The 14,258-nt window shown below is 26.8% G+C and carries 16 protein-coding genes and 1 pseudogene; 5 read left to right on the plus strand and 12 right to left on the minus strand.

Annotated features, from left to right (window positions below):
- Positions 1-102 precede the first annotated feature (102 nt).
- From NSA58_RS07255 to NSA58_RS07270, 4 genes are all read left to right on the plus strand, one after another.
- Positions 103-642, plus strand: a complete 540-nt coding sequence (locus tag NSA58_RS07255) for an Ig-like domain-containing protein (protein ID WP_039678720.1) — start codon at positions 103-105, stop codon at positions 640-642.
- Positions 643-756: 114 nt separating this feature from the next.
- On the plus strand, positions 757-1,338 hold the full coding sequence (locus tag NSA58_RS07260; RefSeq protein WP_039678719.1) for a YeeE/YedE thiosulfate transporter family protein: 582 nt from the start codon (positions 757-759) through the stop codon (positions 1,336-1,338).
- Positions 1,339-1,350: 12 nt separating this feature from the next.
- Positions 1,351-1,911 (plus strand): YeeE/YedE thiosulfate transporter family protein, encoded by a 561-nt coding sequence (locus NSA58_RS07265; RefSeq protein ID WP_074429893.1) that lies wholly within the window; start codon positions 1,351-1,353, stop codon positions 1,909-1,911.
- A gap of 15 nt (positions 1,912-1,926) precedes the next feature.
- The gene (locus NSA58_RS07270; RefSeq protein WP_074078821.1) at positions 1,927-2,574 is read left to right on the plus strand and encodes a Crp/Fnr family transcriptional regulator; all 648 of its coding nucleotides are present in this window, start codon (positions 1,927-1,929) and stop codon (positions 2,572-2,574) included.
- 98 nt (positions 2,575-2,672) lie between these two features.
- On the opposite strand, the pseudogene nhaA reads toward NSA58_RS07270, so the two are convergent.
- The 10 genes and pseudogenes from nhaA to NSA58_RS07320 form a co-directional block, all read right to left on the minus strand.
- Positions 2,673-3,821 (minus strand): annotated as a pseudogene (gene nhaA, locus NSA58_RS07275) (Na+/H+ antiporter NhaA); the annotation flags it as partial.
- Positions 3,822-4,161: 340 nt separating this feature from the next.
- Entirely contained in the window at positions 4,162-4,515 is a 354-nt protein-coding gene (locus NSA58_RS07280; protein WP_079764857.1) for a GNAT family N-acetyltransferase, read from the minus strand.
- Positions 4,516-4,627: 112 nt separating this feature from the next.
- Positions 4,628-5,314, minus strand: coding sequence for a hypothetical protein (locus tag NSA58_RS07285; protein WP_039678715.1), 687 nt, complete (start codon positions 5,312-5,314; stop codon positions 4,628-4,630).
- 215 nt (positions 5,315-5,529) lie between these two features.
- A complete protein-coding gene (locus NSA58_RS07290) occupies positions 5,530-5,712 on the minus strand; it encodes a hypothetical protein (protein ID WP_039678714.1) in 183 nt (60 codons plus the stop codon).
- A gap of 63 nt (positions 5,713-5,775) precedes the next feature.
- Complete coding sequence (locus NSA58_RS07295; RefSeq protein ID WP_039678713.1) at positions 5,776-8,190, minus strand: beta-glucosidase; 2,415 nt, start codon at positions 8,188-8,190, stop codon at positions 5,776-5,778.
- Between the two features lie 154 nt (positions 8,191-8,344).
- Entirely contained in the window at positions 8,345-9,037 is a 693-nt protein-coding gene (locus NSA58_RS07300) for an ABC-2 transporter permease (protein WP_074078817.1), read from the minus strand.
- Positions 9,037-9,891 carry an ABC transporter ATP-binding protein gene (locus NSA58_RS07305; protein ID WP_039678946.1) on the minus strand — a complete coding sequence of 285 codons (855 nt, stop codon included), beginning with the start codon at positions 9,889-9,891 and terminating at the stop codon, positions 9,037-9,039. Before NSA58_RS07305 ends, NSA58_RS07300 begins: the two co-directional genes overlap by 1 nt.
- Positions 9,892-9,903: 12 nt before the next feature.
- Complete coding sequence (locus NSA58_RS07310; RefSeq protein ID WP_039678945.1) at positions 9,904-10,281, minus strand: GntR family transcriptional regulator; 378 nt, start codon at positions 10,279-10,281, stop codon at positions 9,904-9,906.
- 288 nt (positions 10,282-10,569) lie between these two features.
- Positions 10,570-10,782 carry a hypothetical protein gene (locus tag NSA58_RS07315; RefSeq protein ID WP_039678944.1) on the minus strand — a complete coding sequence of 71 codons (213 nt, stop codon included), beginning with the start codon at positions 10,780-10,782 and terminating at the stop codon, positions 10,570-10,572.
- Between the two features lie 25 nt (positions 10,783-10,807).
- Positions 10,808-11,194: an ACT domain-containing protein gene (locus NSA58_RS07320; RefSeq protein WP_074429894.1), complete on the minus strand. Its 387-nt coding sequence runs from the start codon at positions 11,192-11,194 to the stop codon at positions 10,808-10,810.
- 101 nt (positions 11,195-11,295) lie between these two features.
- Between NSA58_RS07320 and NSA58_RS07325 the strand changes: the two genes are divergently transcribed.
- Positions 11,296-12,006, plus strand: coding sequence for a hypothetical protein (locus NSA58_RS07325; RefSeq protein ID WP_074078816.1), 711 nt, complete (start codon positions 11,296-11,298; stop codon positions 12,004-12,006).
- A 56-nt stretch (positions 12,007-12,062) separates the two neighbouring features.
- Here the strand turns inward: NSA58_RS07325 and NSA58_RS07330 are convergent, their stop codons facing one another.
- Positions 12,063-13,181 carry an ABC transporter permease gene (locus tag NSA58_RS07330; protein WP_074429895.1) on the minus strand — a complete coding sequence of 373 codons (1,119 nt, stop codon included), beginning with the start codon at positions 13,179-13,181 and terminating at the stop codon, positions 12,063-12,065.
- Entirely contained in the window at positions 13,165-14,109 is a 945-nt protein-coding gene (locus NSA58_RS07335) for an ABC transporter permease (protein WP_257560328.1), read from the minus strand. Before NSA58_RS07335 ends, NSA58_RS07330 begins: the two co-directional genes overlap by 17 nt.
- Positions 14,110-14,258 lie beyond the last annotated feature (149 nt).

Below are 14,258 nucleotides of genomic sequence, written 5' to 3' on the forward strand. Positions count from 1 at the left end.
GATCTAATATTGATAATTTCCTCTCTATAGTGTTATAATTTTCTAGAAAACTTTATAAAAATTCTTTTATAAAAACATTAATTATAATTATGGGGGTTTATAATGAAAAAAATATTTAAATCATTAACTTTGTCTTTCGTAATAGCGTTTACTATGTCTATTACACCAACTTTAAACACTTTTAACTCAGGAAATTTAAGTGTTATAGAAGCGGCTTCGAAAAAAACATTCAAAACTTTTACTGTTAATTCAGTATATAATTCATCTACAAAAATAACTGGCAAGGGTCTTAAAGGCGCTACAGTTAAAGCATATGTAAGTGGAAAACAAATAGGTAAATCTACTGTATCTTCTTCTGGATCTTACTCAATAAAAATTTCTAAGAAAAAGAAAAATACTAAGATTACTGTTAAAATAAGTAAAAGTGGTTACACTACTAAGTCAAAAACTATAACTGTTAAATCTAGTTCTTCTTCTAGCTCAAATTCTTCTTCTAAATATGTTTATGCTAATGGAGGAAAATCAACTTCTAAAATTTATCATAAAACAGCTAAGGCACATAATATGGAAGGTGCAATAAAAATGACAGAATCTCAAGCAAAATCAAAAGGCTATAGAGCTTGTAAGAGATGCTGGAGATAATACATATGAAAAGACATTATCAATTTTGATAATGTCTTTTTTTGTAACTTTATCACTGAATGAATGGACATAATATGATTAAATAAGCTAAGACAAAATTTTTAGGAGGACAATATGAGAAGTAATAAATGGATTAAAGGGGCAATGATTTTAGGTTTATCATTTTTTATATCAGTATTATTAGTAAAACCCATAGGAGTTTCTACTCAATTTTCAGTATTATCAGGAATTATTTATAATTCCGTAGATAAAAATTTAATAGCTGAAGACACATCTCGAGAAAGTGGATACAAAAGTACAAATGCTTATTTAGATAAAAACGAGGGCGCTTTAGCTGAGGAAATTATAAATCCCATAAATTATGGATTTGTATTTGTATTGGCTATTCCCCTTGGAAGTTATATAGCTTATAAAACTTCTAAGAAAAATGAATTTAATGAATCTGAAATACATGAAGATGATTTAGTTCAAGAAAATTGTTCATTAGAAGATAAAGGATTTTTAGGTAAATACTTTCCTTTCTTCTTAGGTGGTTTTTTATTATTATTTGGTGCTAGATTTGCTGGTGGATGTACTAGCGGCCATATGATGAGTGGTATGATGCAGTCAAGTGTTAGTGGATATGTTTTTGCTGGAGTTGTTTTTGCTGTATCTATTCCAACTGCTATTATCACTAAAAAATCAAGTAGAAAATAAGGAGGAATTATTATGAAAATACTATTATCCATATTATTAGGTGGATTTTTCGGATATGCTTTATATAAAGTTCAAGCTACAAATCCTAAAAAATTACTTGCCATGCTTAGGTTAGAAGATTTACACTTAGCTAAAGTAATATTATTTGCCATAGGATTTGCAAGTGTTTTATTATCCATAGCTCATGCTATTGGAATCTTTAAGATTAGTCATTTAAGTGTGAAAACATTAAATTTAGGTGTAATTATTGGTGGAATTATATTTGGCCTTGGTTTTGGATATGCTGGAACTTGTCCAGGAACTTGTGTAGGCGCTTCAGGAACAAACAATCTCAAAAAGGGCTTAAGTGCCATTATAGGCGGACTTGTGGGTGCCATTACATTTACACTATCTTATGGATATTTAAATAATTTAGGTCTAATTTCAGGATTTGATTTGGGAAAATTAACTTTATTCAAAATATCTCCTAATTATCCTTCACTTTTTAATGTTGGATATATTGGATTATTTCTAACAGGTATATTATTTATGTTAGTAAGTTATTTTCTTCCTAAATCAATTCTTAAAAAGTAATTTATTGGAGGAAAAATGTTTAATAAGGAATATGTTTTTGAAGAAATTCTTCCTTTTTTTAAAAATTTAAGCGAAGAAGAAAAAAATGAATTAATCTCAAAAAGCTCTGTTACAAAATATGAAAAAGGTGAGATTGTTCACTCTAAAAATTCAACTTGTACAGGTCTTTTACTTACTCTTTCAGGTAATTTTAGAGTATTTATTTCTGCACCTAGTGGAAGACAAATTACATTATTTAAATTATATGACCGAGATGTCTGTATGTTATCAGCATCTTGTGCTTTTGCAAATTTAACTTACGATGTAAATCTAGAAGCTCAAACTAAAGCTGAAGCCATAATAATTGATAGTTCTTTATTAAAGAAACTAGCTTCATCTAATTTTCAAGTTATGAATTATCTTTTAAATCTAACACAAGATAAATTATCAGAAGTAATGTACGTTCTTGAACAAGCCACATTCTTTAGTTTAGATGAAAGAATCACTAATTATTTATTAGAACAAAGTCGATTTCTAGATTCAAGCATTCTTTATATAACCCATGAAAGTATAGCTAACGAACTAGGCTCATCTAGAGAAGTAATTAGCCGTATTTTAAAAAGGTTTGAAAAGGATGGAAAAATTCATGTTTCTAGGGGAAAAATTGAAATAATAAACTTATAGAAATTTAATAAAAGCTAAGTTTTAATTAAACTCAGCTTTTATTATTGTCTTAATCTATTCACTTTAGAGTAGTTTTTTTATTAAGTATATATTTTAAATTAATACTTTACACGCATTAGTCCTATTAAAGATTTAATTTTTACTCCTACAAAACTATGCTTTAGATATAAGGCTATTTGTGTAAATATTACAGATGTCATAGAAGCTGTTAGTATTGATATTTTAGCCAAATTAATCACATTCTCATCATAAGAGAATGCTAATTCTGAAACAAATATTGACATTGTAAATCCTATACCTGTAAGTAATGCAACTTCTGTTATTGATATCCATGAAGCTTTTTCTGGTTTCTCTGCAATATGTAGTTTAGTTGCTATAAAACTAAATGATACAACACCAAGTGGTTTCCCAATAACTAAACCACACATTATTCCCATTACTAAATTTGAAGCATCTGTCACATTAACATTTAAATTAAGCGCTATTGATGTATTTGCAAAAGCAAATAAAGGCAATATAAGTAAGTTACTCAATTTCCCCAATCTATGTTCTAACCTATCTGCTGTAGATTCTTCTCCTTTTGTTTTTCTAGATGGTATAGTTGCTGCAAGCAATACTCCACTGATTGTAGCATGTATCCCACTACTATACACAAAATACCATAAGAATAAACCTACAAATAAATATACATATACATTATCTACCTTAAATACTTTATTTATTGTCATTAGTATTAATAATATTGCAGCTGAGATCAACATTGCTCTCATATTGATTTTTGCAGAATATAAAAATACTATTGCTAAAATAGAAATTAAATCATCTACAACTGCTAAAGATAATAAAAATATTTTTAAATTTGAATTCAACTTAGATTTAAATATCATAAAAATTCAAATTGCAAAGGCTATATCTGTTGATATTGCTACTCCCACACCTGGCAAATATTTAGTATTTCTATTTATTATCATGAAAATTATTGCGGGAACAATTACTCCTCCAAGTGATGCAATAACAGGAAAAGAAGCCTTTTTAAAGCTTGATAAAGATCCTTCTAATATTTCTTTTTTTATCTCTAATCCAACATATAAAAAGAATATTGCCATTAAAAAATCATTTACTATTGCATGTAAATTAAAATTCCCGACTAAATTAATATGATGAAAAATTTCATCATAAACTCCTTTAAAATTACTATTTGCAATTAATACTGAAATTGCTGTCACAGCAATAAGTAGTATGCCTGGTAAAAACCTCTGACTGTGATATTTTTTTCATTTTGTCCATCATTTTAATGACCTCCCATGTTTTTTGTATGCAAATACTTTTAAAGGATAGTCCTTTAACACGGTATAGTCAATCTTTTTCAACGATAAAGTTGGATTTTTTCATATTTTTTACAAGATACGTTTTGGAAATCAATACTATTTTTCTAGTTAGCTTTATTTTTTAAATCCAACCCTAGATAAATTACATCTTTTATTGGGCTATCATAATATTTTTTTGTCACCTCAAATCCTAGTTTATAATATAAATCTACAGCTCTTTCTAAATATGAAAAAGTATCTAGTACCATTAAATCATAACTTAATTTTTTCCATCCTCAATTACTGATTTCATAAGTAGCTTACCGATTCCTAAACCTCTGAATTCATCTCTAACATATAATCTTTTTACTTCACAATAATTATTATCTAATGGTCTAAGCCCTACACATCCAGCGACTTTGCCTTTATACTTTGCCGTATATAATTTTCCCTTTGGTAGAGCATATTTTTCTTGTAAAGTATCTAACTCTTTTTGAAAACTTGTAAAACAAAAACTAATACCCTCCACATACTTGTATGTTTCTACCAGCATATCTCTATATTCTGTAAATAAGTCCTTTATTGTATCAATTTCATCATAAGCCAATACTATTTGAATTTCTTCATTATACATAAAAACACTTCCTTATTTAAATATATTTCTATAATAAATTCATTATATCTCCGGTATTTCCCTCTATTAATACACAAAAAACGTATTGAATTAACAATACGCTTTTAATGTTTTATTTATCTTCATGTACATTTAAATCAATAATTAGTGCATCTCTTGGCACAAATCTATCTCCCATAAATTCATTTAACATTTTGCAATATTCTTCTACCCATTGAGATTTAGATATGTTTTTGTACATATGATCATCAACAATATTTAGAAAAACTAACTTTACTTTATATCCTTTTTTCATAAGTTGGTGCATAAATGTAAATCTATTTGCTATTTGGTAATAAGTATCAAACCATTTATTAAAGTCACCTTTAGCACCTAACTCATCATAAGTCTCTCTCATTGAATCTAATATTAATCTTTTATTATTTTCATTAGTAGATGCTAACTTACTTCTTAATTCTTTTATGCTACTTTTATTTTCTACTAAAACTATCATTTTTTCTTGTGAATCATTCATAGTAGCCAATCCAATTCCATCCCAAACAGGCTCTCTTTGTGGCCAAAAACTTAAATCTTCTTTTTTCAATGGAAACCCATTATTATTTAGTTTTTCTAATAGATACGGTGAATTTAGCATATACTCTCGATAATTCTCACCTTCTATAGGTGATAACCACTCTATATATTCAATTCTTGTATCTCTATTAACTATTCTTTTATTTAAAATAGAACCTTTATTATCATTAATAATCTTTCTTACCCAATACTTTCCACTTACTTTTTCATTTAAGTCAATACTCAAGTAAATTCCTCCTTAATAATTGCATGTAAATATAATGAATACTTTATTTATCATCTAGACCTTAAGTTAGACAATAAAATTGTTTCTTCATATACTTTTATATGACTTTTTCTCCCTAAAAGTGAATAAATCAGACATATTTACTAATATTTTACTTTATAACTATTTAACATAAAAAAATCGTATCAATTTAAATTTGATACGATTTTTTTATGTTAATCTTTTTTCTTTGCTTTATGATAAAGTTTTTCTGTTTTAGTTTTATTTGTACCACAATCTCTTGCACCAATTTTCTGTCCATTCTCTATTCCAATATCAGCACCATGCTCAGAATACATTTTTCTAAGTTCTGGATTTGATTTTGGTCTGTCTTTCATTCTATTTTTATTGTTATCCATAATATGATTCTCCTTGATGATATTTTATTTATAATTTATCCAATAAAAATGCCTTCTATTCTTTTAAAGTCGTTTTGTATTTCTTAAAATTTGTAATAAACCTTTAACATAATGTTTATTTAGCAAATCTACAAATCCTAGTACTGATTTTCGACTTATAGCTCCTCTAGTTGCCATAACCATTAACCTGAAAGGTTGGTCATTTAATGATTCTCTTACTGTAATTTCCATTAATTTGTCCCCATTTATAACCTTATATGCCTTTTTATTTATGGCTGATATAATCAAATTACCACCATAAGCATTTTTAATATCGTTTATAGTAGAGTTCATAGTAAATGGATAAGGCGGATTTGTAGCTATTGGTAATTCTTTGCCATATATATTTTCAAATTCTAACTTACTTGGATTCAGTTCTTTTTTATATAACTCATAATAAACTGGTGATTTTCCTTTGTAATCTGGTGTTTTTACATTACTTCCCTTTTTATTTATTACAGTGGAATATTTAATATCTCTACATGATGAACCAATATTTATAGCATATTGTCCTTCTTCTACTTCAAACTTATTTGTTTGAATATTATAATAAGTAAAACAATCTTCATCTAAGATAAATGTTACTTCTTTACTTTCCTTAGGCATCAAATTTATTTTTTTAAATCCTTTTAATTCTTGTTTTGCTCTAAATAGTTTTGAATTTAAACATGAAATATAAAGTTGAATGACTTCTTTTCCTTCCATATTTCCACTATTGGTGATAGTTATAGATACTTCTATATTATTTTTATTATTATATCGTACTTTCATATTACTATATTGAAAAGTTGTATAAGAAAGGCCAAAACCAAAAGGATATTTAACTTTAATTTTAGTACTATCAAAATATCTATATCCAACAAATATACTTTCTCTATATTCTAAGTTATCTTTATCTCCAGGATAAAACCTCATTGAAGGGTAATCTTCTAGTTTATTTGCATAAGTTTCACTTAGCTTTCCTGAAGGATTTTTCTTTCCTAATAGTAAGTTTACTGTGGCATTACCTCCTCTACATCCACTTAAATGAGTTAATAATATGGCCTTTGGTATATGACTCCACGGCATCTCCATAACAGATCCGCCTTGTAATATTACTACTAGATTTTTATTGATTTTACTAATTTCATAAACTAAGTTATTATGTGAATTAGGCAACTTTAGATTTTTACGATCATAACCTTCTGCTTCATAATATTTGGGCAGTCCTACAAATAAATAAACTATATCCTTATTTTTTGCTATTTCTATAGATTCTTTTACCAATAATTCATCAATTTCATCATTTTTTAAAGAATATCCGTCTGCATAATGGATATTACAGTTATTATTTATAAATGCATCATATGCATTATCTATCGTATTAGGATTAACATTGGAACTACCCAAGCCTTGATATACAGGTTCTTTTGCAAGCCTTCCTATTATTCCAATATTTTGTAACTTATTTCCCGGGAGAATATTATCATCATTTTTCAATAATACTGCACTACTTTCAGCTATTTCTTCTGCTAAATTAATATGCTCTTGAAAATTACATTTATAAGGTATTTTTTTACCTTCCTTATATTTTAAAATTAGTTCAATAACTCTTGAAACAGACTTATTCAATATTTCTTCATTGATATCATTATTTTTTACAGCATTTTGTAAAACTTTATAGTAATCATCTTTGTATCCTGGCATCTCTATATTTAACCCATTATTTATACTGGAAATAATGTTATTAACTCCTCCCCAGTCACTAGTAATACATCCTTTGTAATTCCATTCATTCCTAAGTACACTTTGAATCAAATATTTATTTTCGCTGCAATAATGACCATTTAATTTGTTATATGCCATCATTACTGACCAAGGATTAGATTCTTTTATGGCAATTTCAAATCCCTTCAAATATATTTCCCTAAGTGCCCTTTCATCAATAATGGAATTAACAGTCATACGATATTTTTCTTGGTTATTTGCTGCAAAATGCTTTATACAAGCTGCAACACCTTTACTTTGTATTCCTTTAATTAGTGCTGCCCCCATTTTACCACTTAGGTAAGGATCTTCACTAAAATATTCAAAGTTTCGCCCACAAATAGGTAGTCTTTTTATATTAATTCCTGGACTTAAAAGTACTGCCACATCTTCTTTCCTACACTCCTCACCTAATGCCTTCCCCATTCTATTTATTAATTTTTCATCAAAGGTAGAAGCCAAAGCCGTGGCTGTTGGAAAACATGTAGATTTTACAACTTTAGTACTAATAAGCATAAAATTCTCTGGGTCCTCTTTACGAAGACCATGAGGACCATCACATAGCATAATGGATGGAATATTAAATTTCTCTATACCAAAGGTTTCCCAGAAATCTATCCCACAACAAAATTTACACTTTTCTTCTAAAGATAGTCTTTTAACTATGGAAGAAGCTTCTTCATATAAGTTCATACAGCCACCTCCCTGTATAACTAATTTTGTCTTATGTTATATTTTATGTTTGTAGGTTTAAGAGGTTGTTAAATTTATTTTTCTACAAATATAAAAAGGCTATAACAATTCTTTTATTTTGTTATAACCCTTTCAATACTTATTATATTTTCATTTATATAATTTCAGATTTAGTATATAATTGTAAAGATTTATTAAAAGATATTTTAATAAAGAAATGACTTAAAACAATCTCTAATAGAACTATAAATATTTCATTAAATTTACTTAAAATATCAAATATTACCCATGTATAATCTTTTGTTAAACAAGTTCCTACCATACTATTTACAAATAGTAATATGAGCCATGTTAATACTCTTTGCTTTTTACTTTTATTATATTTGGTAGGAATAATTACACAAATAGTAACTATTGCCATAAATAATTCTGTTACAAATCTTATAAAATAATTTGCTTGAATTCCATTTCCTTTTATAATATGATTGCTTACCCAAGACAGTAAAAATATGTCTGAATTTAAAGTAGAAATCTTTTCTGATATTAATATTAAAATAGTTGCAATTAAAAACATTATTAATATTAATATTAGCTGCATAAATGAGGAAATATATTTATAAGAAATATACTCTTTATTATTTATAGGAAGAGTTTGTACTAAACTATTAACTTTTTTATAGTTCTCATCAGTATCCAAACTGTAATAGAAAACTAATATTAAAGCTCCCATATTAAATACCATATTTCCAAAAACAAATAGCATAAATAAAGCTATAAATATGTACGACTTATAATAACCTTTTAAAAATTTCAAATCGAATTTCAATAATTTCTTTATATCAGTCATTACCTCTTCCCCTTACTAAGTATTAATATATCTTCCATTTTAGGTCTTTCGTATAAAACTTCTTCCCCAAATACATCTTGAACTTCTATTTTATTATTTGAAATACCTCTAAATCCAAATTCATTTTCTGTTACATATTGGAATACTTCCTCTGTCTCTTCATTTAATAATTCTTTTCTTCCTTTTACAATTACATAGTTATTCCTTATATTTTCGATATCTTCATTAAAAATGATTTTGCCTTTATCCATTGCTATAAAATAGTCTCCTATTTTATCTAAATCACTAGTTATATGAGTACAATAAATAAGTGTAGACAAATCTTTTTCCATTTGTAATTGAAGAACTTGTAAAAACTCCCCTCTAAATATAGGATCTAAATTTGCTGTAGGCTCATCTAAAATTATTAATTTGGGATGATAAGATAAAATCATAGCTAAATCAAACTTAACTTTTTGTCCTTTTGATAGATTTTTATATTTTTCTTGTAAATTTAAGTTAAAATCTTCAATATAATCTCTAAATAATTTTTCATCCCAGTTTTTATAAAATATACTTATGCTTGATTTTATATCTTCTAGTGTGAAATCTACTGGATATAAAGTTTCATGCCCTAAATATCCTATTAATTCCTTAATATGTTTTTTATTTTTGTCAAAGTCTTCACCAAAAATTTTTATTTTACCATAATCTTGGTTTAGTATATTCATTATTAATTTCATTAAGGTTGTTTTACCTGCTCCATTTGTCCCTATAATGCCAGTGACAAATCCTTCTTTTATCTCTAAACTATCTATATGTAATTTAAAATCACCCATAGATTTTTCTAAATTTTTAATTTCTACTGCATTCATAATGTCCCCCACTTAATCTGTTAGATTATATAATTCTTTAAAAATTTCCATTGCCTCATCCAAGGATATATCTAATTCTTTTGCTCTCTTCACTATTTCTTCTAATTTATTCTCCCATTCATATATGGCTAGTTGTCTCATTTTTTCTGTATTCTTTGCTGAAACAAAGCTACCTTTTGATGGAACGGTCTCTATATATCCTTCACTTTCTAAAATCTCATAGGACTTTTTTACAGTGATTATACTTACCTTAATCTCTCTTGCTAAAGTCCTAATTGATGGCAAGGGTTGTCCAGGTAATAAATTTTTAGAAACAATCTGAGATATAATTTGATTTTTTATTTGCTCATAAAGAGCTATTGGCGATGAATCTGAAACTATTATATCCATATTTTATCCTCTCCGTTATATTCTGTGTATATCATTCATATACAGAATATAACAGTTTGCATCCAAATGTCAATAATCTTTTAAAAATAAAATTTTTCCTTCTCTTCTGATACATCTGTTTCTCCATTTTAATAGATTAAATTTTATATTTTATCAACAAACCATATAAAATACTACGAAACAAAACTAATTAAACATTTTCATTATAACTTTTAAAACAAAATTTAATGCTAATTTCCTTACAATAAAAAAAGGAATTGCAAAATCATTTGCAATTCCTTTTTTATATTAATCCATAAATTCAATTTCTTTAACATTACTTTTATTAATAGAGAAATTACTTCCCAAGTCTCTACCAAATAAAACTAATGTTGGTACTTGATTACCTTCATTAAAATCTTCCATCCAACCTATTAAAGCACTAAAGTTTCTGACGTTACTTTCTTCTACTATTCTTTCAAAATTATTTTTATATAATATCCTTACTCTATCTTTTCTCAATTGTCTCATCTCCTAATTAGCTTGATTAAATAACATTATAATTTTCTTTTTTCAATACCTCAACTGATTTATTAATATTACCCTGTTTTATAAATATGTAATCTGTATCATAAGTTGATATGGCAAATATAGATATATTATTTTCAGACATAATATTGGCAATTTTAGCAAGTATCCCTACTAATGAAAAACCTAGTGGTCCTTCTATTTTTAATATTCTCCAATTGCCTTCATATTTTATACCTTGTGTTACATTTTTTTCTTCACAAACTATCGATAACTCCTCTTCTGTTTTTGTTATTGATAAAAAATCTCCACTTAATGCCCATACTGGAATTTCCTCACCTTTACTCAGCGAGCATACTGCATAAGTTTTATCCAACACTCTTAACGTTAAATTTCTATCTGTCATTTTCATCACCCCTTTTAAATATTATTAATAATATTAACATAACACAATTTAACTTCATAAGTTAAAAGAAGATATAAATTTAATGTAAATGGGGGATTATTATGTCTGATTCTAATAATAAAGTTGTTGTGGATAGTGTCTCTGCAAATATAGTTGATAAACACTCCCAAGATAAAGCCATTTTAGTAGGAGTTTTTCCTTATGAAAATAGCTCCTATAGTCAAAACCTTGAATTAGTTGTGAAGCCTGATGTTGGATACCCAGTTAAAATACAATTACCTTATTCAGGTTATGATATGCAACTGTTTTGCGGAGATTTCACGAATGATGGTAAAGATGAGATTATGGTAAGAGGTAGCTTTGGTGGTTCTGGAGGATTTGAAATTGGAGTAATTTATAAATTTGATAAAAATGAAATTAGAGAAATTTTTAACCAAAATGATATTTCAAAAAATAATTCTTGCAGTGCAAAATTTAAGGATAATTATAAAGTTCATGTTAATTGTGGTGAAAAGAAATACTCTATTAATCTTGCAACTAGACCAAAAGATTATCTCCAATTGGCTTATGATGATGAAGGTAAGGTTCTTCCTGGCGTGGAAGCTTACGTAGATGCTCCCAATGCTCTTTTTCCAATAAAAGATGTAGATAATAGTTACTATGAACTACTTATACAACAAAGAATAGTTGGTGTTGTAAACGCAGATACTTTGGGCATTATTCAAACTCTTTGTAATTTCTTAGATAATAAGTTTCATGTAGTTACTAAAGGATTGTACTTTACATTAGACTCTGACAACAAAGAAAATTAGTCAAAATTCAAGGTTGAACTACTATTTAGTCCAACCTTTTTCTTTATTATAAAATACTAAACTTCTCTATTTACTTTTAATTTAATAAAACTTATAACAAAAAATATAATTGATAAAATAACCATTGCACTTAAATATATGTTTATACTAGTTAAGCTATTAGTTCTTTGTAGATTTTCGATACAAATATAAACCCATCTGGTTGGCATAAATTGACCTATCGTTTGTAATTTTCCTGGCATTATATGAAAATCCCAAAACACTCCACTTAACATACAGCAAGGAACCATTATAAGTACATTCACTATGCCAGAGGTATATCTACTCCTAGTAAAAGTAACTATACATAAATTAAAACTTAGAGCAACAAGATTTAGAAGTAGCATAACAATTAAAAAATTCAAGGTATTTTCCATTCCAAAATCTATTCTAAAAATTTTTGACAATACATAGTAAATTAAAATTGTTATAGATGACATTATATAAAAAACAAAAACCAACGAAAGATAATATTTCCATTTACTTATTCCCGAACTAAGTATTCTTGTTTTTGTTTTATTTTCCTCATCTTCAATTAAAAAATTAGCAATATTTCCTCCAACAATAAATATAACAAATATGATTAATCCCAATGAATTTTCTATTTTTGGTCTTTCTTCATCCACATCATTTAAACTAAGTCTCGTAGTTTTGTCATTATAATCCTGGTTTATTTCTTTGAATTTATTTATATCTTTGTTACTCATTTTTGCAATCATAGATAAGTCTTCACACTTCAACTCTACCATAGTTTTAACTACTGATTTAACATCACTTTCATTAATAGATTTTATCTTTATTTCATTTTCTTCTGAACTTAGTAGCTTATTTTGAAAATCATCATCTATAATTATAGCCATCTGGATCTGCTCGGTTATCAATAAAATTTTATAATCCTCAGCTTTTATTTCTACACTTTCAATATCTTCTAAATCATCAATAGTTTTTATTATTTCCTTTGATGTATAGGAGTTATCATTATCTATTACTCCCACCTTAAATTTGTACTCTCCTCCAAACTCGAAACTAAAAAATACTATTATAAAGGCAGGTATAATAATTCCAACTATTATGTAGCTTTTCTTTTTCATCAATACCTTCATAGTGTTTATTATTAATCTAATCAAAACTTCCACCTACCTTTAGTTTTGATATTAAATTTCCTATGATTAACATTAAAACTGATAAACCTAAGGATATACATATTGAAATAATATAATATTTTGTTTGCACATTATAAGATAAACCAAGTAAAGATATATTTGCCCAATAGCTTGGCATAATTTGTGCAAGAAAACTAGTTACTCTTACTGATTTTATTAAACACATAGGTACATAAGAACCACCTAAAAATCCCATGATTATAATTAATATATTGTTGACTGTATAAGCAGTTTTTTGATCTGAAAAAATCATGGACATAAATATTCCAAGTACGGAGCTAAAAACTACAAGACTCATTAATACCATGAAAATATATGGTAAATTTTCTCCCCAATTTACCTTTAAAAACTTAGTACTACTTATGTAAACTATAATTATTTGTAGCACTCCTACAATTATTCCTAATGCTATTTTCGACAATAATATATTGATTTTTTTTGTGTTTGAAACTTTAAGTCTTGTCATTGTATGTAAGAATCTCTCCTTATACATGGCCGTGGAAGTAAGACTGGATATGTATAAAATTATTAGCACCAGTATGGCAAAGGTGTAATAAGTAAAAGAGTTTACTTCTTTTGCATTTATACCTTCATTTATTAAAAATATTTTTATTTCATAATCCAGGACATTTTTTATTTGTTGTGGATTTGATTTGTAGATTGACTGTAAAAATGTATATTTTTTCATATATTGCTCATATAAATTTCTAAATACTTTACTTTCTGTACTTTCTTTTTTTTCATTTCTGAAATAATTAATATCATTATCATAAATATCAATAAAACAAATTGCCTTATTATTATTTACATCTCTTGTAGCTTCATTATAATTACTATTTTCTATAAACTTAACATTTGTGTTTTTTTCAAAATGAATCATAAAATCATAGAAGCGTTGCAAATCCTGCTCATTTTCAATTGGAAATATATGCTTTCGAAAAGTATGGATCGGGAAATCTTACATTAGAAGAAGTTATGACACCTGCTATTAATTTGGCTCAAAATGGATTCTATGTCACGCCAACACTTCTAAAAGACATGAAAAGTGTA

Source organism: Terrisporobacter muris (genome assembly GCF_024621905.1).
GTDB classification, from domain to species: Bacteria; Bacillota; Clostridia; order Peptostreptococcales; family Peptostreptococcaceae; genus Terrisporobacter; species Terrisporobacter muris.

Coding starts and splice junctions, on each gene's coding strand:
- NSA58_RS07325 (WP_074078816.1), top strand. CDS start 11,296: ATGTCTGATTCTAATAATAAAGTTGTTGTGGATAGTGTCTCTGCAAAT.
- NSA58_RS07260 (WP_039678719.1), top strand. CDS start 757: ATGAGAAGTAATAAATGGATTAAAGGGGCAATGATTTTAGGTTTATCA.
- NSA58_RS07320 (WP_074429894.1), bottom strand. CDS start 11,194: ATGACAGATAGAAATTTAACGTTAAGAGTGTTGGATAAAACTTATGCA.
- NSA58_RS07280 (WP_079764857.1), bottom strand. CDS start 4,515: ATGTATAATGAAGAAATTCAAATAGTATTGGCTTATGATGAAATTGAT.
- NSA58_RS07255 (WP_039678720.1), top strand. CDS start 103: ATGAAAAAAATATTTAAATCATTAACTTTGTCTTTCGTAATAGCGTTT.
- NSA58_RS07295 (WP_039678713.1), bottom strand. CDS start 8,190: ATGAACTTATATGAAGAAGCTTCTTCCATAGTTAAAAGACTATCTTTA.
- NSA58_RS07305 (WP_039678946.1), bottom strand. CDS start 9,891: ATGAATGCAGTAGAAATTAAAAATTTAGAAAAATCTATGGGTGATTTT.
- NSA58_RS07290 (WP_039678714.1), bottom strand. CDS start 5,712: ATGGATAACAATAAAAATAGAATGAAAGACAGACCAAAATCAAATCCA.
- NSA58_RS07270 (WP_074078821.1), top strand. CDS start 1,927: ATGTTTAATAAGGAATATGTTTTTGAAGAAATTCTTCCTTTTTTTAAA.
- NSA58_RS07310 (WP_039678945.1), bottom strand. CDS start 10,281: ATGGATATAATAGTTTCAGATTCATCGCCAATAGCTCTTTATGAGCAA.
- NSA58_RS07300 (WP_074078817.1), bottom strand. CDS start 9,037: ATGACTGATATAAAGAAATTATTGAAATTCGATTTGAAATTTTTAAAA.
- NSA58_RS07265 (WP_074429893.1), top strand. CDS start 1,351: ATGAAAATACTATTATCCATATTATTAGGTGGATTTTTCGGATATGCT.